Origin of the sequence: Amycolatopsis sp. cg5 (assembly GCF_041346955.1) — a bacterium.
Lineage (GTDB): Bacteria > Actinomycetota > Actinomycetes > Mycobacteriales > Pseudonocardiaceae > Amycolatopsis.
Window position 1 is genome coordinate 8,855,444 of record NZ_CP166849.1, and the last position, 24,784, is coordinate 8,880,227.

Annotated in this window: 23 protein-coding genes, 1 tRNA gene and 1 other RNA gene; 13 read left to right on the forward strand and 12 right to left on the reverse strand. The window is 68.1% G+C overall.

The features are described from left to right. Positions 1-94 precede the first annotated feature (94 nt). Positions 95-2,131, reverse strand: coding sequence for a DNA polymerase III subunit gamma and tau (locus AB5J62_RS40225; RefSeq protein ID WP_370945269.1), 2,037 nt, complete (start codon positions 2,129-2,131; stop codon positions 95-97). A gap of 49 nt (positions 2,132-2,180) precedes the next feature. Next, positions 2,181-2,277, reverse strand: an RNA gene (gene ffs, locus AB5J62_RS40230) — signal recognition particle sRNA small type. A gap of 43 nt (positions 2,278-2,320) precedes the next feature. Between ffs and AB5J62_RS40235 the strand changes: the two genes are divergently transcribed. Further along, positions 2,321-3,226 carry a serine/threonine dehydratase gene (locus AB5J62_RS40235; protein WP_370945270.1) on the forward strand — a complete coding sequence of 302 codons (906 nt, stop codon included), beginning with the start codon at positions 2,321-2,323 and terminating at the stop codon, positions 3,224-3,226. On the opposite strand, the gene AB5J62_RS40240 is transcribed toward AB5J62_RS40235, so the two are convergent. Together AB5J62_RS40240 and AB5J62_RS40245 are read right to left on the reverse strand one after the other, a co-directional pair. Then, positions 3,201-4,691 (reverse strand): sensor histidine kinase, encoded by a 1,491-nt coding sequence (locus AB5J62_RS40240; RefSeq protein WP_370945271.1) that lies wholly within the window; start codon positions 4,689-4,691, stop codon positions 3,201-3,203. The genes AB5J62_RS40235 and AB5J62_RS40240 overlap by 26 nt on opposite strands. Then, positions 4,669-5,403, reverse strand: coding sequence for a response regulator transcription factor (locus AB5J62_RS40245; RefSeq protein ID WP_370945272.1), 735 nt, complete (start codon positions 5,401-5,403; stop codon positions 4,669-4,671). The genes AB5J62_RS40240 and AB5J62_RS40245 overlap by 23 nt, the downstream gene beginning before the upstream one ends. Before the next feature lie 153 nt (positions 5,404-5,556). Here AB5J62_RS40245 and AB5J62_RS40250 point away from each other — a divergent pair, with 153 nt between their 5' ends. The 4 genes from AB5J62_RS40250 (at position 5,557) to AB5J62_RS40265 (ending at position 8,587) form a co-directional block, all read left to right on the forward strand. Continuing rightward, on the forward strand, positions 5,557-6,141 hold the full coding sequence (locus tag AB5J62_RS40250) for a hypothetical protein (protein WP_370945273.1): 585 nt from the start codon (positions 5,557-5,559) through the stop codon (positions 6,139-6,141). 80 nt (positions 6,142-6,221) lie between these two features. Then, positions 6,222-7,397, forward strand: a complete 1,176-nt coding sequence (locus AB5J62_RS40255) for a sensor histidine kinase (protein ID WP_370945274.1) — start codon at positions 6,222-6,224, stop codon at positions 7,395-7,397. Then, a complete protein-coding gene (locus AB5J62_RS40260) occupies positions 7,394-8,041 on the forward strand; it encodes a response regulator (protein WP_370945275.1) in 648 nt (215 codons plus the stop codon). The genes AB5J62_RS40255 and AB5J62_RS40260 overlap by 4 nt, the downstream gene beginning before the upstream one ends. Positions 8,042-8,392: 351 nt before the next feature. Continuing rightward, positions 8,393-8,587 carry a hypothetical protein gene (locus tag AB5J62_RS40265; RefSeq protein WP_370945276.1) on the forward strand — a complete coding sequence of 65 codons (195 nt, stop codon included), beginning with the start codon at positions 8,393-8,395 and terminating at the stop codon, positions 8,585-8,587. Here the strand turns inward: AB5J62_RS40265 and AB5J62_RS40270 are convergent. Continuing rightward, positions 8,574-9,017 (reverse strand): nitroreductase family deazaflavin-dependent oxidoreductase, encoded by a 444-nt coding sequence (locus AB5J62_RS40270; protein WP_370945277.1) that lies wholly within the window; start codon positions 9,015-9,017, stop codon positions 8,574-8,576. The two genes, AB5J62_RS40265 and AB5J62_RS40270, sit on opposite strands and share 14 nt — an antisense overlap. Positions 9,018-9,146: 129 nt before the next feature. On the opposite strand from AB5J62_RS40270, the gene AB5J62_RS40275 reads away from it, so the two are divergent. Continuing rightward, positions 9,147-9,818: a TetR/AcrR family transcriptional regulator gene (locus tag AB5J62_RS40275; RefSeq protein WP_370945278.1), complete on the forward strand. Its 672-nt coding sequence runs from the start codon at positions 9,147-9,149 to the stop codon at positions 9,816-9,818. Here the strand turns inward: AB5J62_RS40275 and AB5J62_RS40280 are convergent. Both AB5J62_RS40280 and AB5J62_RS40285 read right to left on the reverse strand, forming a co-directional pair. Beyond that, positions 9,802-10,425: a TetR/AcrR family transcriptional regulator gene (locus AB5J62_RS40280; protein ID WP_370945279.1), complete on the reverse strand. Its 624-nt coding sequence runs from the start codon at positions 10,423-10,425 to the stop codon at positions 9,802-9,804. The genes AB5J62_RS40275 and AB5J62_RS40280 overlap by 17 nt on opposite strands. 9 nt (positions 10,426-10,434) lie before the next feature. Continuing rightward, complete coding sequence (locus tag AB5J62_RS40285) at positions 10,435-11,391, reverse strand: helix-turn-helix transcriptional regulator (RefSeq protein WP_370945280.1); 957 nt, start codon at positions 11,389-11,391, stop codon at positions 10,435-10,437. Positions 11,392-11,454: 63 nt separating this feature from the next. Here AB5J62_RS40285 and AB5J62_RS40290 point away from each other — a divergent pair, with 63 nt between their 5' ends. From AB5J62_RS40290 to AB5J62_RS40300, 3 genes are all read left to right on the forward strand, one after another. Then, entirely contained in the window at positions 11,455-12,594 is a 1,140-nt protein-coding gene (locus AB5J62_RS40290; protein WP_370945281.1) for an epoxide hydrolase family protein, read from the forward strand. Positions 12,595-12,659: 65 nt separating this feature from the next. Continuing rightward, the gene (locus AB5J62_RS40295) at positions 12,660-13,091 is read left to right on the forward strand and encodes a dihydrofolate reductase family protein (protein WP_370945282.1); all 432 of its coding nucleotides are present in this window, start codon (positions 12,660-12,662) and stop codon (positions 13,089-13,091) included. Between the two features lie 49 nt (positions 13,092-13,140). Continuing rightward, a complete protein-coding gene (locus tag AB5J62_RS40300; protein WP_370945283.1) occupies positions 13,141-14,664 on the forward strand; it encodes a 3-hydroxyacyl-CoA dehydrogenase in 1,524 nt (507 codons plus the stop codon). Positions 14,665-14,844: 180 nt separating this feature from the next. On the opposite strand, the gene AB5J62_RS40305 is transcribed toward AB5J62_RS40300, so the two are convergent. The 4 genes from AB5J62_RS40305 to AB5J62_RS40320 all read right to left on the reverse strand — a co-directional run bounded on the left by AB5J62_RS40305 (position 14,845) and on the right by AB5J62_RS40320 (position 19,759). Further along, positions 14,845-15,837: an ArsR family transcriptional regulator gene (locus AB5J62_RS40305; protein ID WP_370945284.1), complete on the reverse strand. Its 993-nt coding sequence runs from the start codon at positions 15,835-15,837 to the stop codon at positions 14,845-14,847. A gap of 189 nt (positions 15,838-16,026) precedes the next feature. Further along, entirely contained in the window at positions 16,027-16,641 is a 615-nt protein-coding gene (locus AB5J62_RS40310; protein ID WP_370945285.1) for a L,D-transpeptidase, read from the reverse strand. 159 nt (positions 16,642-16,800) lie between these two features. Further along, a complete protein-coding gene (locus AB5J62_RS40315; protein ID WP_370945286.1) occupies positions 16,801-17,649 on the reverse strand; it encodes a mycofactocin-coupled SDR family oxidoreductase in 849 nt (282 codons plus the stop codon). A gap of 121 nt (positions 17,650-17,770) precedes the next feature. Continuing rightward, positions 17,771-19,759: a phosphocholine-specific phospholipase C gene (locus AB5J62_RS40320; RefSeq protein ID WP_370945287.1), complete on the reverse strand. Its 1,989-nt coding sequence runs from the start codon at positions 19,757-19,759 to the stop codon at positions 17,771-17,773. A 158-nt stretch (positions 19,760-19,917) separates the two neighbouring features. Here AB5J62_RS40320 and AB5J62_RS40325 point away from each other — a divergent pair, with 158 nt between their 5' ends. Both AB5J62_RS40325 and AB5J62_RS40330 read left to right on the forward strand, forming a co-directional pair. Beyond that, positions 19,918-20,157 carry a hypothetical protein gene (locus AB5J62_RS40325; protein WP_370945288.1) on the forward strand — a complete coding sequence of 80 codons (240 nt, stop codon included), beginning with the start codon at positions 19,918-19,920 and terminating at the stop codon, positions 20,155-20,157. 37 nt (positions 20,158-20,194) lie between these two features. Continuing rightward, entirely contained in the window at positions 20,195-20,434 is a 240-nt protein-coding gene (locus AB5J62_RS40330; RefSeq protein WP_370945289.1) for a hypothetical protein, read from the forward strand. On the opposite strand, the gene AB5J62_RS40335 is transcribed toward AB5J62_RS40330, so the two are convergent. After that, positions 20,412-23,873, reverse strand: a complete 3,462-nt coding sequence (locus AB5J62_RS40335; protein ID WP_370945290.1) for a hypothetical protein — start codon at positions 23,871-23,873, stop codon at positions 20,412-20,414. The two genes, AB5J62_RS40330 and AB5J62_RS40335, sit on opposite strands and share 23 nt — an antisense overlap. A 331-nt stretch (positions 23,874-24,204) precedes the next feature. Here AB5J62_RS40335 and AB5J62_RS40340 point away from each other — a divergent pair. Both AB5J62_RS40340 and AB5J62_RS40345 read left to right on the forward strand, forming a co-directional pair. Continuing rightward, positions 24,205-24,289, forward strand: a tRNA-Ser gene (locus AB5J62_RS40340). Positions 24,290-24,514: 225 nt separating this feature from the next. Further along, the gene (locus AB5J62_RS40345; protein WP_370945291.1) at positions 24,515-24,775 is read left to right on the forward strand and encodes a hypothetical protein; all 261 of its coding nucleotides are present in this window, start codon (positions 24,515-24,517) and stop codon (positions 24,773-24,775) included. Positions 24,776-24,784 lie beyond the last annotated feature (9 nt).

Sequence of the window (24,784 nt, forward strand, 5' to 3'; positions counted from 1 at the left end):
AAATCCCAATGTGGCTTTCGTCAGCTTCGAGCTGACGAAAGCCACATTGGCGGTCTGAAAACTGACCAATGCCGCATTGGGATTTTTCCCAGGGCTAGGTCTCGAGGGGGCGGGCGCCCAGGTGGTCGGAGAGGAGCTTGCCCGCGATCTCCTCGGGGTCGTTCTCGGGGGACGGGGGTGGCGGCGGGGGCGCCGGGCTGGCGTCCTCGTCGTAGAGCTCCTCGTCGTCCATGGGCTCGGGTGGCAGCGGGATGTCCGGCTCGGTCTTGGTGACCTTGGGACGCTCCGGCTGCGGGGCCGGGCGGGAGATGGTGGGCGCGGCTGCCGGGCTCGCGGCCGCGGGACCCGCTGACGGGCGGGTGAAGGAGCGTTCTTGACGCTCGGGCTGGGCCGTGGCCTGGCGGGCGGGCGCCTGGGTGCGGGCGGCCGCCGGTGCCGAGGACGGGGTGCCGTGGACGCAGCGGACCTGCCAGGTGCCGCCGAGCACGTCGTGGAGCGCGGCGGCGACCTTTTCGGCGTTGTGCTGCTCGGAAAGCCTGCGTGCCAAGGGTTCGGCGCTGTGCGTCAACGTGACGGCGTTGCCCTCGACCGTGTGCACGGTCGCCTGGGTGAGCATGGCCTCGGTGCTGCGGCCGCCGGGGATCTTGCGGATCGAGGCGAGCAGCTGCGGCCAGATCTGGCGGATGCCGGTGGCGTCCATGGCGCCGGCGGCCGCGGGTGCCTCCGGCTCGGCGGCGACGGGAGCGGGTGCGGGAGCGGCCGCCACCGGAGCCGGGGCAGGCGCCGGGCGCTGGGGAGCAGGAGTCGGAGCAGGCGCGGGAGCCGCCTGAGCCTCAGGGAGACGCTGCGAAGGCCGCTGGAAACGTTCCGGCGCGGCGGACTGCGGCGCGGCAACGGGAGCCGGAGCGGCCTGCGCCTCGGGAGCCTGCCCCTGAACCTGGGCGACAGGAGCGGCCGGGCCGGGCGCACCCAGCGTCGCGCGCCGTTCGAGACGTTCCATCCGCTGCAGGAGCGCGGCCTCGTCCTCGGAGACCGAGGGCAGCAACATCCTGGCGCACAACAGTTCCAGCACCAGCCGGGGCGAGGTCGCGCCCCGCATCTCCAGAAGTCCATTGTGGACGATCTCGGCGTACCGGGACAGCGTGGCGAGGCCGATCCGCTCGGCCTGCGCGACCATCCGGCTGAGCTCGTCCTCCGGCGCGGACACCAGGCCGCGGCTCGGCGCCTCCGGCACCGAGCGCAGCAGCACGAGGTCGCGCAGCCGGTCGAGCAGGTCCGTGGCGAAGCGGCGCGGGTCGTGCCCGGCCTCGGCGAGCTTCTCGATGGTGCCGAACACCGCGCCGGCGTCGTCGGCGGACAGCCCGTCGACCATGTCGTCGATCAGCGCGACGTCGGTGACGCCGAGCAGCGCGACCGCGCGGCCGTAGTCGATGCCGTCCGGCCCGGCGCCGGCGAGCAGCTGGTCGAGCACGGACTGGGTGTCACGCGCGGAACCACCGCCCGCGCGGATGACCAGCGGGTACACCGCGGGTTCGACGTGCACGCCCTCCGCCGCGATGTTGCGCTCCAGCAGCTGGCGCATCGAGCTCGGCGGAATCAGCCGGAACGGGTAGTGGTGCGTGCGCGACCGGATGGTCGGGAGCACCTTGTCCGGCTCGGTGGTCGCGAAGATGAAGATGACGTGCTCTGGCGGCTCTTCGACGATCTTCAGCAGCGCGTTGAAGCCCTGCGTGGTGACCATGTGCGCCTCGTCGATGATGAACACGCGGTAGCGCGCGTCCGCGGGCGCGTAGAAGGCGCGGTCACGCAGCTCGCGGGCGTCGTCGACACCACCGTGGCTGGCGGCGTCGAGTTCGGTGACGTCGACGCTGCCCGCCCCTTCGGGTGCGAGCGCCTTGCACGAGTCGCATTCGCCGCAGGGATCCGGCGTCGGCCCCTGCTTGCAGTTGAGTGAGCGCGCCATGATCCGCGCGCTGGACGTCTTCCCGCAGCCGCGAGGCCCCGAGAAGAGGTACGCGTGGTTGATCCGGCCGGCGGCCAGAGCCGTGCGCAGCGGATCGGTGACATGCTCCTGGCCGACCACCTCGGCGAAGGTCGCCGGACGGTACTTTCGATACAGCGCGAGAGCCACGCCGCGAGACTACCCGGCAGGACCGACAGGTTTCGGCCGACCCTGAACATGAAAGCGGACCCCGCGCACCCGTCAGAGCCTGCTTATCCTTGCTGCCTTCCGGCCCTGGGGAGGTTCACAGGGTGGACGCCGCGCGGGGTCCGTGGCCCAGTGTAGCGATGTCCCGTCGGCAGGGTGCAGGGTGGAGGCATGAGCGCCCCGATCAGCACTCCCACCTCGGCCGACGTCCGCGCAGCCGCCATCGCGGTCCGCCCGTACGCCCGGCGCACGCCGGTGTTGCGCGCCGAGCTCGACGGCAGGCCGCTCGTGCTGAAGCTGGAGCACCTGCAGCGCGGCGGCTCGTTCAAGCTGCGCGGCGCGGCCAACGCGCTCGCCGCCGGTCCCCGCCCTGATCACGTGGTGACCGCGTCCGGCGGCAATCACGGGCTCGGCGTGGCGACGGCCGCCGCGCTGCTCGGGCTGCCCGCGACCGTCTATGTGCCGGAAGGCGCGCCCGCCGCCAAGGCCAGGCGCATCGAGGACACCGGCGCGAAGCTCGTCCGCCACGGCGCGACCTACGCCGAAGCCGCCGAGGCGGCGTACGCGGCCGTCGGGCCTGGCGCGCGCTACCTGCACGCCTACGACGATCCGGCCGTCGTCGCCGGTCAGGGCACGGTCGGCCTGGAGGTCGTCGAGGACGCGCCGGACGTCGACGCCGTGGTGGTCGCCGTCGGCGGTGGCGGGCTGGCCGCCGGGACCTCGCTCGCGATCGGCGAGCGCGTCACGTACGCGGTCGAGCCCGAGAACTGCCGCGCGCTCAACGCGGCGCTCGAAGCCTGCGAGCCCGTCGACGTCGGGATCGACTCGGTCGCCGCGTCCGCGCTCGGCGCCACCCGGATCGGCGCCGTGCCGTTCTCGCTGCTCAGGGGCGTGCGGTCACTGCTGGTCGGCGACGACGAGATCCTCGCCGCGCGCGACCGGCTGTGGGACGAGTTCCGGCTCGCCGTCGAACCGGCGGCCGCGGTGCCGTTCGCGGCCTGGCTCGCCGGGCAGGTCGACGCCGAGCTGCCCTGCCTGGTGATCTGCGGCGCTAACGCGGATTGGCTGCCGGGATAGTCACGTGGAACTCGGTCCGGCCCGGCTGGCTCCACACCTTCACATCGCCGTGGTGCGCGCCGACGACGGCTGCGACGATCGACAGTCCCAACCCGGTGCTGCCGGCCGCGCGCGACCGTGAGTTGTCGCCGCGCGCGAACCGTTCGAACACGTCCGGCAGCACTTCCGGCGGGATGCCCGGCCCGTCGTCGACGACCTTCAGCAGCACCTGACCGTCCGTTGTGGACAGTGAGGTGGTGACGGTCGTGCCTGCCGGGGTGTGCGATCTGGCGTTGGCCAGCAGATTGGTCAGCACCTGGTGCAGCTGACCGGAATCGCCGAGCACGCCGATCGGCTCACCGGGCACCTCCAGCAGCCATTTGTGCTCGGGACCGGCGACGTGCGCGTCCGCCACGGCGTCGGCGACCAGCCGGGAGACGTCGACCGGCTCGTGCACCACCGGCCGCCCGGAGTCGAGCCGCGCGAGCAGCAGCAGATCCTCGACGAGGGTGGTCATCCGCGCCGACTCCGACTCGACCCTGCTCATCGCGAAGGCGATGTCCGGCGGCACGTTCTCCTTGCTGCGCCTGGTCAATTCGGCGTAACCGCGGATCGCGGCCAGTGGCGTGCGCAGTTCGTGGCTGGCGTCCGCGACGAACTGCCGGACGCGGCTTTCGCTGGCCTGCCTGGCTTTCAGCGCGTTCGCGATGTGCCCGAGCATGCGGTTCAGCGCGGAGCCGACCTTGCCGACCTCGGTGCGCGGATCGGTGTCGACGTCGTCGACGCGTTCGGACAACGCGACCTCACCGCGATCGAGCGGCAGCTCGGCGACCCTGGCCGCGGTCGCGGCGAGCCGGTCGAGCGGCTCCATCGTGCGGCGGATGGTCACCGCGCCGACCGCGCCCGCGAGGATGAGCCCGCCCAGCGCGACTCCCCCAAAGATGAAACCGAGACTCCACAAGGTGTCGCGGACATCGTTGGTAGGCAGGCCCGTCACCAGCAGGCCACCCTCCGGCGTGTGCTTGGCGACCACCCGGTAGCCGCCGAGCTTGCCGACGTCGACCGTGCGCGGGTTGTCGAGCGGCAGCGTGAGCAGCTTCGTGGCGTCGCCGATGGGAATCGCGTCATGCGGGACCTGCTCACCCGGTGAACCATCCCGCGGCGACCGCAGCACCGCGGCACGGATTCCACATTTCTGCGAGACCTCGACGAACAGCGAATCGACACCCTGTCCGACGGCGTACAACGCGCCTGGCGGCCGTTCGCAGGAGGAGCCGCTCGGCCGCCGGTCCGGCCCGGGGCCGCGGAAGCCCCGGTCACTGGCCGCCGAAAGCCGCTGGTCCAGTTGCCCGATCAGGAAGTCACGCAGCGCGAACTCGGTCACCACGCCGACTACCAGGCACACCAAGGTGAGCAACGCGGCCAGCTGGACGATCAGCCGCCGCCGCAGCGACCACGGCCGCTTAGCTCGCGGGCTTGAGGACATACCCGGCGCCACGCATGGTGTGAATCATCGGTTCCCTGTCGGCGTCGATCTTCTTGCGGAGATAGGAGATGTAGAGCTCGACGATATTCGCCTGGCCGCCGAAGTCGTAGCTCCAGACGCGGTCGAGGATCTGCGCCTTGCTCAGTACCCGCTTGGGGTTGCGCATGAGGTAGCGCAGCAGTTCGAACTCGGTCGCGGTCAGCGGCACCGGCTCGCCGCCGCGGTGCACCTCGCGGCTGTCCTCGTCGAGCGTCAGGTCGCCGACCACCAGCATCGAGCCCCGGCTGCCGGACACGCCGTGCGCGCGGCGCAGCAGCGCGCGCATCCGCAGCGCCACCTCTTCCAGGCTGAACGGCTTGGTCACGTAGTCGTCGCCGCCCGCGGTGAGCCCGGCGATGCGGTCTTCGACGGCGTCCTTCGCGGTCAGGAACAGCACCGGCAGGTTCGCGGACTCGGCGCGCATCCGGCGCAGCACTTCGAGGCCGCTGAAGTCGGGCAGCATGACGTCGAGCACGACGGCGTCCGGGCGGAACTCCCGCGCGACGCGGACGGCTTCGCTGCCGGTGCCCGCGCTGCGGATCTCCCAGCCCTCCATCCGCAACGCCATGGACACGAGCTCGGCGAGTGTCGACTCGTCGTCGACCACGAGCACCCGCACCGGTGTGCCATCGGCGCGGCGCAGGTCGGCCTTGGACTCGTTCATGCTGGTCATGGTGCCATCTTCGCGGGCGCGCGTGGGCCGTTGCTGTGTGCTTCCTGTGTGTCCGCTGTGAGGGTTCACTCCACAGGTATCGCCTGCGGCAGGCACAGCTCAAACACAGCCCCGGTCGCGATCGTGGGTTCAACGACGAACGCGGAGGACATCATGAGCACCGAGCCGACCGCCCAGCCGGAACCGGCGGGCTGGGGAGACACGCCACCACCGGCGCCAGCACAGAAGAAGTGGTCTGGCCGCAAGACCGCGGTCGCGGTGGGCGTCGCGGTGGTGATCGCCGCGGGCGGCGGGGTCGCGATCGCCGTCGGCACCAGCGGCAACGCCGACAACGCGGCGGGCCAGGGCGGACCTGGCGGCGGCCGGATGCTGTTCGGACCGGGCGGCCCCGCCGGACCCGGCGCCGGCGGCGGGATCCCGCGCGACGCGCTGCACGGTCAGTTCGTCGTCTCCGACGGCAACGGCGGCTACACCACCGAGCAGCTGCAGACCGGCACCGTCTCCGAGCTCAGCGCCACCTCGATCACCTTGACCAGCAAGGACAACTTCAAGCAGACCTACACGATCGACGCGTCGACGCGGAAGACCAGCGAGCCGAAGAACGGCGACACGGTCACCGTCACCGCGAAGGTCAACGGCACCACGGCGACCGCCACCACCGTCGGCACACCGGGCCAGATGACGCGTGGCGGCGGTTACGGCGCACCGCCCAACGGCGGGCGCCGTCAGGGCTACTGAGCCCTGAAGCGGGCTTTGTCCCTGGTGCCCCTCCCGGGACAAAGCCCGCGTCACCCGCTGGATAGTGCAGAGTGGGCCCCGTGCGGGACAAGAGCGGGGCGCTGGCGCGGCAGTCGATGCTGGTCGCCGCCGTGTGCCTGGTCGCGGACGTCGGCCAGTTCCTGATCCGTGGCCCGGCGCTGACCAGCGGCTGGCAGGTCTGGGTCGTCCTGATCGGGACGATCGTCGCCGACGCCGCGCTCGCCGGCCCGGCCAGGCTGTCCGGCTGGGTCGCGCTGGGGCACGCGCTGCTGGTCGCCTGCGGGCCGATCCTGTTGTGCTCGTGCTCGGGGCAGACGGTCGGCAACAACGCGGGCATCCTGATCGCCGGCTACCGGGCGGGCGCCTGGCTTTCGACCATCCCAGCCTGGTTGTCGCTCGCCGCGATGTGCGGCGGCCTGCTGGTGGGTTCGCTGACCGGCACCGGCAAGTGGTCGCATGAATGGCGGATGGTCTCCATCGGCTTGCTGACCTCGGGTGTGCTGCCGTGGCTGGTCGGCCGGTACACGACCGCGCGCCGGGCCTACATCGCCGAACTCGAACGCAAGGCGGAGCAACGCCGCCAGGACGAGGCCGAGGCCGTCCGGCGAGCCGTCGCGGAGGAACGCACGGCCATCGCGCGCGACCTGCACGACGTGATCTCCCACCATGTCAGCGCGATCGGGGTGCACGCGGGCGCGGCGAGACTCGGCCTGCCCGCCGCCGATTCGCCGGTGCGGCGCTCGCTCTCGGCCGTCGAATCGTCCAGCCGCGCGGCCATGGTCGATCTGCGGCGCCTGCTGGATCTGTTGCACCGCAAGGAAACCGAGTCCGGTCAGCGGCAGCCGGGGCTCGACAACCTCGACGAGCTGCTCGACGGCGTCCGCGCGGCCAACCTCCCGGCGAGGCTCACCACGATCGGCGAACCGCGGGACCTGCCGAGTTCACTCGACGTCGCGCTCTACCGCATCGTCCAGGAAGCGTTGACGAACGCGCTGCGCCATGGCGACGGCGGCACCGTCGACGTCGCCATCGAGTACCGCCAGATCGAGGTGATCCTGAGCATCACCAACGATTCCACGCATGTCGCGCGCGGCGGCGCGAACGAGTTCCAGCATCGCGGGCTCGCCGGGATCCGCCAGCGGGTCGCGTTGTTCGGCGGCCAGGTCACCTACGGCCCGCTGCCCGGTGAGAACCGCTGGCAGGTCCGTGTCATCTTCCCTCTGGAGCAGTCTTGATCCGCGTCCTGCTTGCCGACGACCACGCGATGTTCCGGTCCGGAATGCGTGCCGTGCTCGAAACCCAGCCGGACTTCGACTGCGTCGGCGAAGTCGGCGACGGGTACGCGGCCGTCACCGAGACCGCGCGCCTGCGTCCCGACGTCGCGGTGATCGACGTCCGCATGCCCAAGCTCGACGGGATGGCCGCCTGTGAGGCCATTCTTTCCGCGCCGGGCAACGACACCCGCGTTCTGGTGCTCACCACCTACGACGCGGACGAGTACGTCTACCGCGCGCTGCGTGCGGGCGCGAGCGGCTTCTTGCTGAAGAGCCTGCCGCCGGAAGAGCTGGTCTCCGCCATGCGGGTGGCGGCCCGCGGTGACGCGCTGATCGATCCGTCGGTCACGCGGCGGCTGGTCGCCAGCTTCGCCACCAGCATCGAGCCGACGTCCACCGCGCCCGGCATCGACAAGCTGACCTCGCGTGAGAAAGAGGTGCTGCTGCTCATCGCCGACGCCTGCAGCAACGCCGAGATCGCCGAGCGCCTGCATGTCGGCGAGGAGACGGTGAAGACGCACGTGTCGAGGGTGCTGGCGAAACTCGGCCTGCGCGATCGGGTGCACGCGGTCGTCTACGCCTACAAACACGGGTTGGTCGGCTGACGGGTCGTGAGTGATGCCGACGGCTATTGGCGGGAAAGGCAAACATGGCGTCGTACTCTCGGCCGCTGCGCCAGGCCGGGTGACGTGAACGTCCCTTCCGCAACATTCAACGTTGTGAACGTGGCGTTCACGTCGCCCAGCCCATGACCCGAACCCGATTTAGTGTCCACAAAGGACGCCAGAAGCAAATTCTGGTCCATTATGTCGAATTTGGGCATTTTGGCGAGAGGTGGAGACGTGACGAACGGGGCTTATGTCACGCTGAGCGTTACACAAGTGGCTTTTGTGTGGATCAAGCCGGCGACGCTATAGAACCGTCGGGAACGCTCACGACGGACTAGGGTTGAAGCCATGAAGCGATGGGTGCTGCTCGCGCTCGGTGTCCTGCTCGCGCTGATCGGCGCGGTCTGGGTGCTGCAAGGGGTCGGGGTGCTCGGCGGCAGCTTCATGACCGGGTCGAAGCTGTGGTTCCTGATCGGGCTGGTCGCGCTGCTCGGCGGGGTGCTGCTGGTGGCGGGCACCGCGCGCCGCTCTAGCGGACGGTGATCCGGAAGATCGGGTAGCCGGGCGCGATCTCGCGCAGCTTCTCGTCGGACGCCTTCGCGTCGACACCGTCGAAGAACACACCGACCTCGAACTTCCAGCGCTTGAGGTACGGCCGCAGGATCGCGGGCTTCTCGTCGTCGCCGAGCTCGACGAAGGTGAACTCCTCGACACGGCGGCCGACCCGCAGCTGCCCCTCGCCGGCGGCACGCAGGTTGCGCACCCACTGCGTGACCCCGCGCGGCGCGACCAGGTACTGCTCGCCGTCGAGTTCCAGCAGGTTGACCGGGACCGAGCGCAGTTCGCCGCTCTTGCGGCCGCGGACCGAGAGCACCCTGCTCCCCCAGACGCTGAAGCCCAGCTTGGTCAGTTTCGCGACGACCTGGTTGAACACGGTGGTCGCGGACTTGGGCTCGATGTAGCGAGTGGTCATCGTCGTCTCCTCTAAGTTTGCGAGAGCAGTGCTCTCTGTTGTGACCAGTGAACACCCATGGCCATCGCACTGTCAAGAGCAGTGCTCTCGAATTTGTGCACCGCTCTCGTTTCTGCCAGAATCACGGGCATGCCAACGGCCCGTGACCGCGCTCGAGTACTGATGACCAGCGACATCAAGCAGGAAGCCCGGCGCCAGCTCGCCGAGGTCGGCGCGCACGGGCTCTCCCTGCGCGCGGTCGCCAGGGAACTCGGGATGGTCTCGTCGGCGCTCTACCGCTACTTCCCCAGCCGTGATCACCTGCTGACCGAGCTCATCATCGACGCGTACAACGCCATCGGCGCCGCCGCGGAGGACGCCGACCAGCCGCAGGCCGACCTGCGTGGCCGCTGGGCGGCCGTCTGGCACGCGGTCCGCGAATGGGCGCTCGCGCACCCGCACGAGTACGCGCTGATCTACGGCTCGCCGATCCCCGGCTACCAGGCGCCGCAGGACACCGTCGCGCCCGCGGCCAGGGTCGCCCTCGTGCTGGCCGGGATCGTGCGAGTGGCGGAAATCGAGCTGCCGCACCGCCATGTGCCGTTGCCGGAGGTGCTACGCGAGCAGGCCGAGCGGCTGAACACCGCGCTCGGCAGCACGGTCGAGCCGCTGACCGTGACCAGGCTGCTGATCGCCTGGACGCAGTTGTTCGGGATGCTGAGCTTCGAGTTGTTCGGTCAGTACGTCGGCAGCGCCGACCCGGCGGACGCCTTCTTCGCGCACACCGCCGAGCAGATGGCCGAGTTCATCGGCCTGAAGTAGCCGAAAGCGCGGCCAGCGCCCGCATCACGAGCTGCACGGCGTCGACGACGACGCCGTCGCTCGTGCCGTCCGGAGCCAGAAAACGCTGCAGCAGCAACCCATCCTGCAGTGAGTGGACGATCAGCGCGATGAACGCGGGGTCGGCGGGCGGCGCCAGCCCGAGCACCTCGAACTGATGACGCACCCCGGCTTCGACGGCTTCACGGGCGAGCCGCTCACCGTCGCCGACCATCGGGCGCGACTCGGGATTGCGCAACGCGTACAGCGCCAGCTCGGTCCGCAGCGCGAACCAGCCGTCCAGATTCAGGGCGCGCTCGACGTTCCACTCGCGCAGGCGGTCCATCGTCTCGTCGGCCGACGCCGCGCGCAGCGCGCCGACCTCGGCGATCTCCCGCTCGGTCCGCTGCTTCAGCAACGCGACGACCAGCTCGTGCTTGTCGGCGAAGTTCCCGTAGAACGCGCCGCGGCTGAAGCCTGCGTGCTCGGCGATCTGCTCGACCGAGGCGCCGTTCACGCCACGCTCGGCGAACAGCTCGGCGGCGGCGTCGAGCAGCCGTTCCCTGGTCCGCGCCCGGCTTTCGTCACGAGTGAGACGCTTCGGTGGCACGCGCGAACCCTAACGCGTGGCCTGGCGGTACCGCTCGGACAGCTCCCGCACCAGCTCGACCAGCTCCGGCGGCTCGGACACGGTGAAGCCGACGCCGAGCATGCTGAGATGCACGGCCAGCGAGTCGAGGCTGTCGGCGCCGGTGTCGAGCACGCAGGTGTCCGCGTCGACGGCCTCGACCGTGCCGACGGCCGGGTTGACCCGCTCGGTCACGACCTCGGCTGACGCGTGCACGGTCACCCGAGCCCGGTACCGCCAAGCCGCCGCGGACACCCCGCGCCGCACCCGGTCGGTGACGTCTTCGGGCAGTTCACGCGGCGCGAAGCGCGGTTCGAGCGGCGACTTCGGCTCCATCCGGTCGACGCGGAAGGTCCGCCAGTCGGCCTTGTCGACGTCCCAGGCGACGAGGTACCAGCGGCGGCCCCAGTTGACCAGCCGATACGGCTCGACGTTCCGCCGCGACGCGGACCCGTCATGGCCGCGGTAGTCGAACCGCAGCCGCTCGTGATCACGGCAGGCGGCCGAGATCAGGGTCAGGATGTCCGCGCTCACCCGTGGTCCGGGCTGCTCCCTCGGCACCGGGACGGTGTACGTCTGCAACGCGTTCACCCTGCGCCGCAAGTGATTCGGCAGCACCTGCTCGAGTTTCGCCAGCGCGCGCAGTGAGGTCTCCTCGACACCGGCGATCGTGCCGCCCGCCGCGGTGCGCAGGCCGATCGCCACGGCGACGGCCTCTTCGTCGTCGAGCAGCAGCGGCGGCAACGCGGCGCCGGCGCCGAGCCGGTAGCCGCCGACCGAGCCGCGCGTCGCGTCGACCGGGTAGCCGAGATTGCGTAGCCGGTCGATGTCGTTGCGTACCGTCCGGCTGCTCACTTCCAGCCGTTCGGCGAGTTCCGTGCCGGTCCAGTCACGCGGTGTCTGCAGCAAGGACAGCAGCCGCAGCAGCCGCGCCGAAGTCTCCAACATTTTTCCGAGTCTGCCAGTTCATTAGGAACGAAGTCTTCCTAATGCCGACTTAGAGTTCTGGTCATGGAAAACAACACGGACATCCGCCCCTTTCGCATCGAGATCCCGCAGGGCGACCTCGACGACCTGCGCTCCCGTCTCGAGCGCACCCGCTGGACCGAGGAACTGCCCGCCGACCCCGCCGCCGAGCAGACCGGGCCGGTGCCGCCGGGCTGGGAGCGCGGTGTTCCGCTCGGGTACGTCCAGCGGCTGGTCGAGCAGTGGCGGACCACCTACGACTGGCGCAAGTGGGAAGCGAAGCTCAACGAGTACCCGCAGTTCACCACCGAGATCGACGGCCAGAACATCCACTTCCTGCACGTCCGGTCGCCGCACGAGGACGCCACCCCGCTGCTGCTCACGCACGGCTGGCCGAACTCGATCCTCGAATACCTCGACCTGATCGAGCCGCTGACCAACCCGGCGAACCCGGCGGAGGCGTTCCACCTGGTCATCCCGTCGATCCCCGGTTTCGGTTTCTCCGGGCCGACCAAGGAGAAGGGCTGGAGCCCGTTCCGTGTCGCGGACGCGTGGGCCGAGCTGATGAGCCGTCTCGGCTACGAGCGGTTCGGCGTGCACGGCAACGACGCCGGGTCGATCGTCAGCCCGGAGGTCGGCAGGCAGCACCCTGACCGCGTGATCGGCGTGCACGTCACGCAGATCTTCTCGTTCCCCAGCGGCGACCCTGCCGAGTTCGAGGGGCTCAGCGAGCAGGACATGGGGCTGCTCGCGTTCCTGCAGAAGTTCAACGAGGAGATGTCCGCCTACGCGCAGCTGCAGGCCACCAAGCCGCAGAACCTGGCGCACGCGCTCGCCGACTCGCCCGCCGGTCAGCTCGCGTGGAGCGCGCAGCTGCTCAGCGCGACGCCGGACGAGCACGTGCTGACCAACGCGACGATCTACTGGCTGACGAACACGGCGGCCTCGTCGGCGCGGTTCTACTACGAGCACAAGCAGGCCGAGGAGCCGGTCGGCCCGACGACGACGCCGATGGGGCTGGCGAGCTTCGCGTACGACTTCCGGCCGCTGCGCCGGTTCGCCGACCGCGACCACGGCAACATCGTGTCGTGGAGCGAGTTCGAGCGGGGCAGTCACTGGGCCACCCAGGACGCGCCTGACCTGCTGATCGGGGATCTGCAGCAGTTCTTCGCCCGGTTCCGCTGAACCGTGTCGAAAAGCGGTGACCGGCTCCGACTTCGTGGTGTCACCCACTGAAGAAGGAGCCGGTCATGACGGTTTTCGTGGATCTGTCCATCTCGCTCGACGGCTACATCGGCGGCCCCGACGGCGGTCCGGCCAACCCGCTCGGTGACGGCGGCACCCGGCTGCACGAGTGGGTGTTCGGCCAGGAGGCCTGGCGTGCGTCGCAAGGCCTGTCCGGCGGTGAGACCGGGCAGGACAACGACGTGGTCAAGGAGATCAGGGCACGGGCGGGCGCGAACGTGATGGGCCGCCGCATGTTCGACGAGGGCGAACCGAACTGGCCTGCCGACGCCCCTTTCCACGCGCCGGTGTTCGTGCTCACCCACGCACCGCGCGAGCCGTGGCCGCGGCTGGGCGGCACGACGTTCCACTTCGTCACGTCGCGCCGATCACGCTGGGCAAAGGCACCCGGCTGTTCGACGGCCTCGACGACCTGCGGCTGGTGCCGGACCGGGTGATCGCCTCGGCCGGGGTGACCCACCTCAGGTACCGGGTACGTTCCACCCCATGAGCGAACAGTGGGAGGCCCGCACGGTCCGGGTGATCGGCACCGGCGTGATGGGGCGCGGGATCGCGCAGCTGGCCGCGGCCGCGGGCTGCACGGTGGAACTGGCCGACGCGCAGCCGGAAGCGGTGAGCAAGGCGGTCGAGTTCGTCGGCGGGATGTTCGACAAGCTCGCCTCGAAGGGCAAGCTGAGCACCGACGACGCCGCGGCGGCCAAGTCGCGGCTGCGCCCGGTGGACGGACCGTTCGCTCCCGCGGACGACGTCGATCTGGTCATCGAAGCCGTCCGCGAAGACCTCGCGGTCAAAGGCGAGCTTTTCTCTGAGCTGGAACGTGTTTGCCCGGCCACGACGGTGTTCGCCACCAACACCAGCTCCCTGTCGGTGACGGAGATCGCGGCGACGCTGAGCGACCCGACCAGGCTCGCCGGTCTGCACTTCTTCAACCCGGTCCCGCTGATGCGCGTGGTCGAGGTCATCCCGGGCGCGCGGACCCGGCCGTGGATCCCGTCGGCGCTGACCACCTTGGTGCGCTCCTGGGGTCACCAGCCGGTGCTGGCCCCGGACGCGCCAGGGTTCCTGGTGAACCACGCCGGGCGCGGACTCGGCACGGAAGCGTTGCAGATACTCGGCGAAGGCCTGTGCTCACCGTCCGATGTGGACCGTATCGCCCGCGACGTGCTCGGCCTCCGCCTCGGCCCGTTCGAGCTGCTCGACCTGACCGGCCTCGACGTCTCACACGCCGTGCTCGAAAGCATCTGGAGCGGTTTTCACGCCGAACCGCGCCTGCGCCCCTCCTGGCTGACGCGGCCCCGGGTGGCCGCCGGCCTCTTCGGCCGCAAGAACGGCGAAGGCTTCTACGTCTACACCGACGGCGTGCAGCAGGTCGAACCCGAACCGGCGGCGCCCGCGCGTGGCGGCCAGAAGCTGTGGACGGACAGCGAAGAACTGTCCGCGCTGCTGCGCTCAGCAGGCGTTCTCGTCGAGGACTACGAGTTCCCGACGGACGAGGCGATCGTGCTGCTGACCCCATACGGTCAGTCCACTCTGGACGCCGCGCTGGCCGCGGGCACCGACGCGTCGCGCACTTTGGGCGTGGATCCCTTGGGCGGCTTCAAAGGACGCCTGACGCTGACTGTCCACCCTGGACTGGATGTGGCCATCGGCCGTGAGGCCTGGGCGGCGCTGGCGTCGACCGGCCTTCCGGTGACGATCGTCCGCGACGGCTCCGCGATGATCGCCCAGCGCCTGCTCGCGTCGATCGTCAACACCGCGTGCGCGATCGCCGACCAGCGCCTCGCCACCCCCGCCGACATCGACACCGCGGTCCGCCTCGGCCTCGGCTACCCGCACGGCCCCCTGACATGGGGTTCCGACGTCGGTGCCGCACTCCTGCTCGGGATCCTGCACGAGCTGCACCAGGCCTCGGGCGACCCCCGCTACCGGCCCAGCCGCTGGCTCGTCGAACGCGCCATGCTCGACCTGCCCCTGACCTCGCTGGGCACGACCCCGGCCGACCTCCTCTGACGCGGTCCCAATGCGTCCTTCGGTCCCTCCCAGGTACCGAAAGACGCATTGGGGACATACCAGCGTCCCCACACCCCCCTCGTTGAAGCCCGAAAGTGGCTTTCGTCAGGTCCTATCTGACGAAAGTGGCTTTCGGGCTATCACACTTGCCGGAAGTGGCTTTCGGGCTTGAACGAGGGCTCAGGCGACGCTGGACTGACCCAGTGAGGTTTGGCGGGCGAGGAGGTCCCGGCCCAGCGGGGAAAGGGTGTGCTTGACGGCCGTGCCCGCGCGGTGGGTTTCGAGAAGACCGGCTTCGCGCAGGATCGAGGCGTGGTAGCTCGCGGAGGCGAGGGAGATCCCGGCTTCCTTGCTCAGCTGGGTGGTGTTGCAGCCGGTCGCGGCCGCGCAGAGGACCTGGGCCCTGGTCGGGCCGAGCAACGCCGCGAGCGCGGCCCAGTCCAACGAGCTCCCGCCGGCGCCGGCGGGAGCGAGCCAGGCCGGGTCGTGGGCGATCGGGTAGACGAGGACGGGCGGCAGGCCGGGGTCGGCGAGCAGGGTCGGGGCGCCCTCGCAGAAGAAGGCGGGTACCAGGCGGAGGCCGCGGCCGTTCAGGTGCAGGTCGCCTTGGACGTGGTCGCCGCGCAGTTCGAGGACGGGTGCCTGCCAGCGCAGTGCCGGGTGGAGGCCGCCGAGCAGTGCTTCGACGCCGCCGTTGAGCAGGATGCGGGCGCGGGCCGCGCGGTCGCCGCCGACCTGCTTCTCGATCTGGGTCCAATGTGGCTGGACGGCCGTGCGGTGGTAGTCGGCGAGGCCACCGACGAGGTCACGCAGCGTAGTTGATCGGGGTTCACCGAGTGCGTTCGCCCACGCTGGTCCGTCGAGCAGCGAGAGCTCGGAACGCAGGCGCGGCACCGGGGTCGTGAGGACCGCTTCGAGTCCGGCGTCGAGCCCGCGAGCGCTCTCACCGGGCGTCAGGAAGTCGGGTGAATAGCCGCGGGCCGGTGCGATGCGGCAGAGCTCGCGTACCTGCGAGGTCAGGGAAATTTCAGCTGACCAGCGGCCGAACAACGGATGGTCGACCGGACCCTGCACGGCGTGCAAGCTGAGCAGCAGCTCCCAGAGCGGGTCGGGGGTCTCCGCCAGCGTCACCCGCGCGAGGTCGGCACCGCTGAAGTGAATCCGCAGTGACATGGGCTCCCTCCGCAGGTCAGACCCTTTCAAGCCAGGTCGAAAGGGTTGCCACCTGGCAACATCGGCTATTCAATCATGCGCGTCGGGTGGCGGGCGGTGGTGACTACTGGGGGTCATCACCACCGGACAAAAAGAACGGCGCGCTCCGGACCACGAGAGTCCAGAACGCGCCGTTTTCGCGTTGAACGCTTACGGGACGACCTGCACCACGTCGCCGACGCTCAGGCTGCCGAACAGCTTCGCGGAAGCCGCGGGCGAGAGGTGGACGCAGCCGTGGGAGTAGACCGACAGGCTGCCGGTGTGGAACGCGATGCCCGGCGAGAAGAAGACCGAGTTCGGCATCGGGGCGTCGAACTGCTTCGAGTGGTAGTTCTTGACCTTGCTGCTGACGCGGAACGTGCCGATCGGCGTCGGGTTGCCCTTGCGGCCACCGAGCGCGCCGACGGGGCCGTAAACGACCTTTCCGTCCTTGAGAAGCCAGACCTTCTTGGCGGAGACGTCGAAGCAAACGTCCACAGTGGCCGCACAGGGCACACCGGCCGCGGCCTGCGGCTTAGGCTCCGGCTTGGGCGCGGGCTTCTTCGAAGTCGTGGTGGGAGCCGGCTTCGCGGAGCTGGACGAGCTGCTCGTCGTCGGGGTCGGCTCGGCCGACGAGGAGGACGCGGACGAGGTCGGCGCCTGCGTCGTCGGCGCCGCGTTCGCGGCCACCGGCACGGTGTCGACGTTGCTGGGCGTCCCGCCCGAGCACGCGGTCAAGACCACGGCCGCCAACGCCGCCGCCACCCCCGCCAAGATCTTCTTCACGACGTACTACCCCCGCACTGTGAGTTGCTCTCTCCCTGTTCACCAACCAAGACGGGTGTAGCCCATTCGGGGTTGACAGACCAAGGTCACGATTCGGCGACACACGACAAAACGGGCCCCGTCCGCGGAGGACGGAGCCCGTTCGGCAAGCCGTTGTGCTCAAAGGCCGCGCTGCACCAGCGCGCCGCCGTCGACCTTGAGGTGCAAAGCCGTCACGTACCGGGACTCGTCCGACGCCAGGTAGGTCACCGCGTGCGAAACGTCGCTCGACTCGACGTACGGGATCGGCATCGCCTGGAAGGTGGCGAAGGCCGGCTCCGCGTCCTCGCGGGTCGGGTTCTCGAGGTCCGGCCGGAACGTCTCGTACATCGGCTGGCTCTGCAGCAGCGGCGTGTTGCAGTTGGTCGGGTGCACCGCGTTGATGCGGCGGCTCGTCGGCGCGAGCTGCACCGCGAACGCGTTCACGTACTGCACCAGCGTCTGCTTGGCGAACGAGTACGCCGCCCCGCCGGGGCCTGCGGGCCCGGTGTCGCCGTAGCCGGGGATGAGACCGGCCGCCGAGCCGATCATGATGATCGAAGCGCCCTCGCCGAGGTGCGGCATCGAGGCGTGCACGGTGTTGATCGCACCGTTGAGGTTGATGTCGACGGTCTCGGTGAAGTTGACGATCGGACGCCCGGCGCCGATCGGCGAGATACCCGCGTTGGCGATGACCACGTCGAGCTTGCCCAGCTCGGCGACGCCCTCGTCGATGGCGGCCTGCAGCCCGACGCGGTCGCGGACGTCCGCGACCTTCGAAAAGACCCGCTGGCCGGTCTTCTCAACCATGCGGACCGTCTCGGCGAGGTCCTCCTCCGTCGCCAAGTCGTATTCGGGGGATTCGACGTTCGCGCAGATGTCGATCGCGATGATGTCCGCGCCTTCTTCCGCCAATCGCACGGCGTGGCTGCGGCCCTGTGCCCGCGCCGCGCCGGTGATCAAGACGACCTTGCCTGCCACCCGGCCCATCGGCCCTCCATCTGCTCTGTTCTCCGGCTTCTTCGCATGCATCATGTGCCTTGCCCCGACCGAACTCCGAGGAATCCGGCGGCTTTAAGGGGCCCCTAAAAGCCAATCGGGGTGGACTCCGTCAAGAAGCCGGGTCGGTGACGCTCGCGGAACCGTTCTCCACGTGTCCCGCGAAGCGGCGCAGGAACCCGTCCGCGGTGTTCGCGGACGCGGTGAGGTCGTACCACCAGTTCGCCGAGCTGATCGTGAAGAAATCTTCGACCGTGGCACCCGCTGCCAGCTCATACGTCCACGGACCGTCCGCGCGGTACGCGTTCGCCGTCACCGTGACGACGCACGCGGCCGAGCCGGTGTTGGTCATCCTCAGGTACAGCCGTCCGCTCGCGACGTCGGCGCGCGCCTTCACCTCCGGATCGGCCGCGCCTGCCGGGATGGCCCGGTTCCCCTTGAACCGGCGGTGGAACCCGTTCGGCCCGTACAGCGAGAGGTCGTACGCGCCGGTCGGCGTGCCTGCCGCCCAGTAGTCCGAGAGCGTCTTGCCAGCCTCGACCGTGTACCGCCACGGGCCGTCCGTGCGATGCGCGTTCGGGTAGACGTAGACGCACACGCCACGCGTGCCGGTGTTGGCCATGTCGATCAGGAACTGGCTCGCGGTCACCCGCCCGGTGGCCTCGAAGGCGTACGGCAGCGGCCGCGACCTGCGCGTGCCCGGCTCCTGCGACGGCACCACCTGCGGGCTCGGGATCTTCGGGTCCGGCAGCGTGCCGCACTGCTTCGCCGCGTCCGCCGGATACGTCGAGGTGTCCGGCAGCGCGGGCCACGCGGTGTTCGCCGCCGTGAAGTCGAACGCCGAGAACAGATCGCCGGTGACCGACTTGCGCCACGCGCTGATGTTCGGCTCGGCGACACCGAAGACCTTCTCGCAGAAGCGCAGCACCGAAGTGTGGTCGAACACCTCCGAGCAGACGAACCCGCCGCGGGAGAACGGCGAGACCACGATCATCGGCACCCGGAAGCCCAGCCCGATCGGCTTTCCGCCGGACAGCTCGCCGGTGGTGACCACAGTGGACAGTCCGTCGCTCGACGAGGTCGGCGGCATCGGCGGCGGGACGTGGTCGAAGAAGCCGCCGCCCTCGTCGTAGTTGAGCAGGAACACGGTCTTCGCCCAGACACCGGGGTTCGCGGCCAGCTTGGCCAGCAGGCGCGCGGTCAGGTTCATCCCGTCGGCAGGCCGGTGGTCGGCGTGCTCGGACAGCGCCGCCGGCGCCACGATCCACGAGACCTGCGGCAGCGTTCCGCCGTCGATGTCGGCGCCGAACGCCTTCACCAGATCGGGGACGGTCGCGAGTCCCTTGTCGTACAACGGGTTTCCGGCACGCAGGCCCTTGAAGTTCTTGAACCAGGCCAGCGCGTTGTCGTCGAAGTTGTCGCTTTCCTGGTAGACTTTCCAGCTGACACCGGCCGACTGCAGCCGCTCGGCGTAGGTGCTCCAGGTGAACCCGGCGGACGGCTCGGTGTTGTCCATGGTCGCGGGCTGGCCGGCCGACAGGCCGTTGCTGCCGGTGAACAAGTGCAGCCGGTTCGGGTTGGTCTGCGTCAGCGTCGACTGGAAGTAGTGGTCGCAGATCGTGAACGCGTTCGCCAGCTGGTAGTAGAAATCGAGGTCCTGGCGCTGGTAGTACCCCATCCCGAGCGCGGGCTGACGCGCGGTGTTCCACGCGTCGTGCTTGCCGCCGTGCCACACGCCGAGGTCGACCGGCCAGCTCATCGCGGCCGCGTCGGAGCAGGTCGCCTTCGAGACCTTGGTGTCGAGATGGAACGGCAGGATGTGCCCGTCGGCGTTCGAATACGGCTGGTACCACACGGGTTTGCCACTCGGCAGCGTGATCGCGTTGCGGTCGCGGAAGCCACGCACCCCGTTCAGCGAGCCGAAGTAGTGGTCGAACGAGCGGTTCTCCTGCATGAAGATCACGACGTGCTCGATGTCACGCGCGGTGCCCGCCGCCGCGGGCGCGGCCATCGCGTCCAGCAGCACCTGCGGCAACGCGGTCGCCGCCGCCGTGCCCGCCGCGGCGCCGAGGAAACGGCGACGGCTGATCTCTTCCGCCATGGGGAGGCCTCCGATCGTTTTGGTAAAACGTCCGGACCAATTACTTCTCACGAAGATGACCCCGGCGAGACATCCCCGATGAGCGGGAGGTGAACATCAGCCGACACGCCGGGCGCGCCCTCGCCGGGCGCCACCGGGCAGCGCCGTAAACTCGCGCCATGCCCAAGCGCCTTGGCCTGAACCTCACCGATGACACGCACACCCAGATCAAGCAGCGAGCCGACGCCGCAGGCATCTCGGTGAACGCCTGGATCCTCGCGGCCATCGAGCGTGAGACGTTCCGCCAGCTCTGCCAGGAGACCAACGCCTGGTGGGCCGAGCGCCCCGAGCTGGCCGAGCGGGAGACCAGGGACTACTTCAAGCGCGCGAACGGTGACCGTGACTCGTCGGCCGCGTAGGGGACAGATCAGGACGGTTGAAGCTTCTTCCCGGCAGGTGCTCATCTACTCCGGCAACATGTTCAACGACCTGCCGGACGTGCCGTACGTGCTGACCATGGAGGTCTCCACCCGCCGCGACCCGATGGACGTCGAACTGCCCGACGGCTACCGCGTCGCGTACACCCGCCTCGACCGCGTGCCCAAGTCCGCGCTCGGCGACCTGGTCGGCGAGGTGTCGGCCGACCTGCTCGAAACCATCAACACCAGGCTGTTCATGGTGCTGACGACCCAGTGACCTCGGCCAGCGCCCGCTCGGGGACCCGAGCGAGCAACCGGTCTGCCGCCTCGTGAGCGCCGATCTCTTCAAACGTCTCCAGTAACCAGCCGATGAGCTTCCATTCACCGAGCAACACGCGAGATGCCGGGTCACGCTTCATCAGGTCGCGGACAGCCTTGTCCGCGTTGACTTTTCGCAACTCCATGATCAGATTCCGCACCGCGAATGGATTGGTGATCGAAATCTTCGTAACCGGGTCACGCGCTAAGAGTTCCGCGATGACATCCACCCTCCCGACTTCACGGAGCATCGCAACCACGAAGGACAAACCAAGCGCGTCCTTGAAATCAGCGCGCACGCAACGCCAGGCCACCTGATCAAGAAGATCGCTGTTGTTCATATTGTGCGCGACGCGCATCAAGCTGGCCAGATTGAATACCGACGATGTACTGGTCAAACTTGCCGGATCGCGCGCGAGCAGCATGTCCAGTTCAGTCAACTCGCCGACATCATGGAGAAACAGCATGAATTGCGCGACACTATCTCCATTATCGAGAGCCACATGTTCGACAGGTCTCCGCTCGAGCAATGCGGTCAGCGCCGCCGTTTCGCCGAAGAGATGCAACGTTGTGCCTACCGCAGCAACCTGACCCGGATTACCGAGAGGAATTCGGAAAGCCCGATTCGCCAGCAAGCTGACAGCCTCGCATCTATTCGCCGTATGCAGATTTCTCATAAGCTGCGCTAAGCCAAACGGCTCGAGTGTCACCTTCGACATAGGGTCACGCCGGATAAGAACGTCCAATGCGTCGGTCGCACCCAGCTCATGAAATTCCCCGACAAGACAAGCGACATCAAAGGGATCTCTGAGCGCAACCCTCCCAGCGGGTGACCTCGCCATCAGCGAAGCAAGTGCACCGTCCAACCTCAGTCGCCGAAGCGTGGCGATGAGAAACGCTACCCCTGACGCACTGCTGAGCTCAACCTGAGCAACCTGCTCGCATATCGAGCGTATTGCATCATGCGCACCACACGAGTGCAGCGCATTCAACGCATCCTTGAGTTCTATCGGATTGGTGTAGTCAGCATTTTCGAGACGCTTTACCGATGTCGAAACAGCATCATCGGCACCCAGTTCGCCAAAGAGGCGAACGAGCCCCGACAAAGTCGGCAACTGTTCAAATTTTTTAGCCGGCGCCCTTCGCAGTACAATTTCAAGCGACTCAGCCGCACCAACTGCGCGCAAGGCACGAATAAACGAGTAGACGCCGAAGGAATTTTCAAGGAAAACATGCGAAGCCGGATCACGCTCAAGTAGCGCTGCCAATTCACCCCAGGCGCCGATCTCGAACAGAGTCTTGATAACCTCAGCAACCCAGTACGGATCGTCGAGCACAATAGACACAATTCGAGGAATCAACATGCTCACCGAGTAATTCGCGCCCACTCGATATAACAATTTAAGCAGCCCGACTTCAGTCCACGAAAACTCATCTTCAATTGTCTGCCTGAAGTAATCGTCGGCGACCATTACCGCAATCTCCGTCTTGCCCGCACGCCAAAGGTTCTCCACCCGAGTACGAAGGTCACTCAGGTTGGCCACCTTCATTTGGTCAAGACGAGCCGCAATCACGGAAGCTGCCGCGAATAGGCCGAGGCCACGCAATTCATCGGCGAGCATACTCGCCGACAAGACAGAAGACAGTGTCACTTGGGCGGCAAGATCACGCCCGACGAGAGTCTCCGCAGGAGCAATCGCACCCACCTGCCGCATTTCTCTCAGCAGGGAAACTAAATGATTGGGATTATCAAGGTTGATCGTTCGCGCGATCCAATCGGCGGTCTCGTGTAGCACCGCGTCATCGGCTCCGGCGTAAGTCTTCAGCAACTCGACACCGGCGCCACCGTGCCCCTCGGCCGCGGCGCCACGCCACAGCAAGGAAGCCGCCGATCGCCGTCCCGCCCTCTTCGCCGCATTACCCAGTCGGTAGAGGTCGTCCGGGTCATCCGTGTGTTCAGCGAGAGCGTTCCACAACTCGGCCGGGTACTGCTCGGGGCTCACAGCTTGACGGGCGTACTGGTCGAGATAGTCGTCAACCACGTACGCGGTCTCCGATACCCCGGAACGTTCTCGATATACGGTCAACGCGCACAGGGTATTCAGGACATCGGTGCGCGAACCATCCGCGCGCACCCCCGAGACGAGTTCAGCCAATGCGGTTTCGGCCCAATCCGGATCCCCAGGCCGTTCGTATGGGTGGAGGTAACCATCCGCCGCCATGGCAAGCAGGGCACCTGGCAACGGCCTGCGAAAGCCGAGGCGGCGCGCGTCGAGTGCGGCCGTGATCAGCGCATACTCAACAGGAGCGAACTTACCACCGTGCGAATACTCATCGAGCAGTTTCGGCCCTCCGGTGAGCTGTTGGATGACCCGGCCGCGGGAACGACCCGCGCTCAACGCAGCACGCAACCGAGGATCACCTTCGGCCAATACGGCGAGCTCGGCCAGTTGCCGCGGTTCCATCGTCGGCGGCACTGAAATACGACTGGTGCGCGGGCCTTCCAACAGTTCCCGAGCCGAGGCGTTGCCGTCCGGCGTTCTGCCTCTGACGACCAGGGCTTCGAAGTGCGGCTTCCGCCACATGGCGCCGACGGCAATCGCGCCGTTCACCGCCCAGAGTGCCCTGTCGAGGCACCTACTCGCCTTCTCCCCGGCCTCGCTGTCGAGAAAGCTCTGAGTCTCGTTCAACCAGAGGACAGTTCCACTGCGGAAGGCACCGTTCGAGACCAGTTCGACCAGCTCAGCCGCGTCACGTGGGCGCAAGACAGGCCAATCCGCCACCAGGTCATGGAGTGCCTCGTAGAGCGCCCTGGTCTTACCTGTGGTCGAGTCGCCGATCAGCACCGCAAAGACCGACGGACCTCCCGCCACCGCTACACCGAGGTCGCTGCGCAATTGAGCATCGTGAGAACGTCGAAGGTAGGGAGTGAGCACCGACGGCGGCGGCGGGTCGCCGTCAGGTGCTGCGGCTTGATGGACGCCCAAAACCCTCGGCTCGAGCTCTCGCACGGTCGGGAAACGTGGGCTCGGCGTCGGGACCGGTCGCTCGGCCCGTGCGGACCGCCACCATTTCCGCCAGAGATTTTCAGCGAGCAATCCCTCGGTCGCATCGGGTGGGAAAGCCTTGCGCTTGGGATGCTCACGCACCACCCCGACCAATAGCTCGACCACGTCCACCGACTTCGGCAGATTCCTGCCGAGTCGCCAGTCGCTGATCCGCTTTTGGTCGAACGACCCGAGTTCCCTTGACCTGCGGTTCATTGACCTCGCGATCAGCGCGGGCGGCAGTTCGCTGGCGGTGATCAGTTCATCCAGCCGTTCGGCGAAGAATGCCCGAGCCCCGACCACTGTCGCCTCCCCTCGCACGTCCGGTCCGGACCTGACCGGAAAATCCACCGTAGGACTCTTAGCTGCCTTTTCCCAGCGTCACGGGACAACCGGATTGGCTGGACCAGCACGGAACGTGAGCTCCTTGCGGCCATGACCGTGAATATCGTCTTGACCGCTGTCGGAGTTGTAACGCTCTGTGCTGGGGTGGGCACGCGCCTACTGAAGACCTTCGCCGAGGTGGTCAGTTCCTGTACCGCCTTGATCGAAGCCATGGCAGAGCTCCGCGGTGCCTTCACTCGGTTCCGGCGGCGCCGCCCACCGGAGTGACAACCTCGATGACAAGCGGGTTCGGACCCACCGGTAAACACCTGCGAACCCGTCCGGTAAGCTTCTCCACGGAGGATTGGCCGAGCGGCCTAAGGCGCACGCTTGGAAAGCGTGTTGGGTTCACGCCCTCGCAGGTTCGAATCCTGTATCCTCCGCAGCCGCGAGGCCCTGGACGTTCCGGCGTCCGGGGCCTCGTCGCATTTTTCGACGTGGCAGCTCAACGTGACAGACCGTATGGCCCCTTCATCCGATGTGACGCACCCTGTAGTCTCCGCACTACCCGAGGCAAGACACCACGGCCCCCGACGCAAGCAGTCTGGGGCCTTGTTTGATTGCCGTATCCTTGCCATACCGAGACATTCACTAGGAGACCTGCCCCCATGGCCGGAGTGGAAGAGGTCCGCGCTGGTATCCAGCTCGCGAAGGAAAAGACGTCGACGGGCATTGCTGCCCTAGAGCAGGCTTCGATGGCTTTTCAAGAAGCTCGGCAGACCCTCGAGCAAGCCACATCCGGCAGTAGCCAGCAGGAAGTCGGCCAAGCACTAGGCCTGTACTCCGAAGCGCTGAACAGTATCGGAAACATTCAGAGCACCGCTGAAGCAGCCGTCTCCTCGGCCGACTCGTATGCGGCACGGCTCTGACGCCGATGG

Excerpts from the sequence above, each read along its gene's own strand:
- AB5J62_RS40235 (WP_370945270.1), top strand. The coding sequence starts at position 2,321 with ATGAGCGCCCCGATCAGCACTCCCACCTCGGCCGACGTCCGCGCAGCC.
- AB5J62_RS40240 (WP_370945271.1), bottom strand. The coding sequence starts at position 4,691 with ATGTCCTCAAGCCCGCGAGCTAAGCGGCCGTGGTCGCTGCGGCGGCGG.
- AB5J62_RS40245 (WP_370945272.1), bottom strand. The coding sequence starts at position 5,403 with ATGACCAGCATGAACGAGTCCAAGGCCGACCTGCGCCGCGCCGATGGC.
- AB5J62_RS40250 (WP_370945273.1), top strand. The coding sequence starts at position 5,557 with ATGAGCACCGAGCCGACCGCCCAGCCGGAACCGGCGGGCTGGGGAGAC.
- AB5J62_RS40265 (WP_370945276.1), top strand. The coding sequence starts at position 8,393 with ATGAAGCGATGGGTGCTGCTCGCGCTCGGTGTCCTGCTCGCGCTGATC.
- AB5J62_RS40270 (WP_370945277.1), bottom strand. The coding sequence starts at position 9,017 with ATGACCACTCGCTACATCGAGCCCAAGTCCGCGACCACCGTGTTCAAC.
- AB5J62_RS40275 (WP_370945278.1), top strand. The coding sequence starts at position 9,147 with ATGCCAACGGCCCGTGACCGCGCTCGAGTACTGATGACCAGCGACATC.
- AB5J62_RS40285 (WP_370945280.1), bottom strand. The coding sequence starts at position 11,391 with ATGTTGGAGACTTCGGCGCGGCTGCTGCGGCTGCTGTCCTTGCTGCAG.
- AB5J62_RS40290 (WP_370945281.1), top strand. The coding sequence starts at position 11,455 with ATGGAAAACAACACGGACATCCGCCCCTTTCGCATCGAGATCCCGCAG.
- AB5J62_RS40295 (WP_370945282.1), top strand. The coding sequence starts at position 12,660 with ATGACGGTTTTCGTGGATCTGTCCATCTCGCTCGACGGCTACATCGGC.
- AB5J62_RS40300 (WP_370945283.1), top strand. The coding sequence starts at position 13,141 with ATGAGCGAACAGTGGGAGGCCCGCACGGTCCGGGTGATCGGCACCGGC.
- AB5J62_RS40305 (WP_370945284.1), bottom strand. The coding sequence starts at position 15,837 with ATGTCACTGCGGATTCACTTCAGCGGTGCCGACCTCGCGCGGGTGACG.
- AB5J62_RS40315 (WP_370945286.1), bottom strand. The coding sequence starts at position 17,649 with ATGGGCCGGGTGGCAGGCAAGGTCGTCTTGATCACCGGCGCGGCGCGG.
- AB5J62_RS40320 (WP_370945287.1), bottom strand. The coding sequence starts at position 19,759 with ATGGCGGAAGAGATCAGCCGTCGCCGTTTCCTCGGCGCCGCGGCGGGC.
- AB5J62_RS40325 (WP_370945288.1), top strand. The coding sequence starts at position 19,918 with ATGCCCAAGCGCCTTGGCCTGAACCTCACCGATGACACGCACACCCAG.
- AB5J62_RS40345 (WP_370945291.1), top strand. The coding sequence starts at position 24,515 with ATGGCCGGAGTGGAAGAGGTCCGCGCTGGTATCCAGCTCGCGAAGGAA.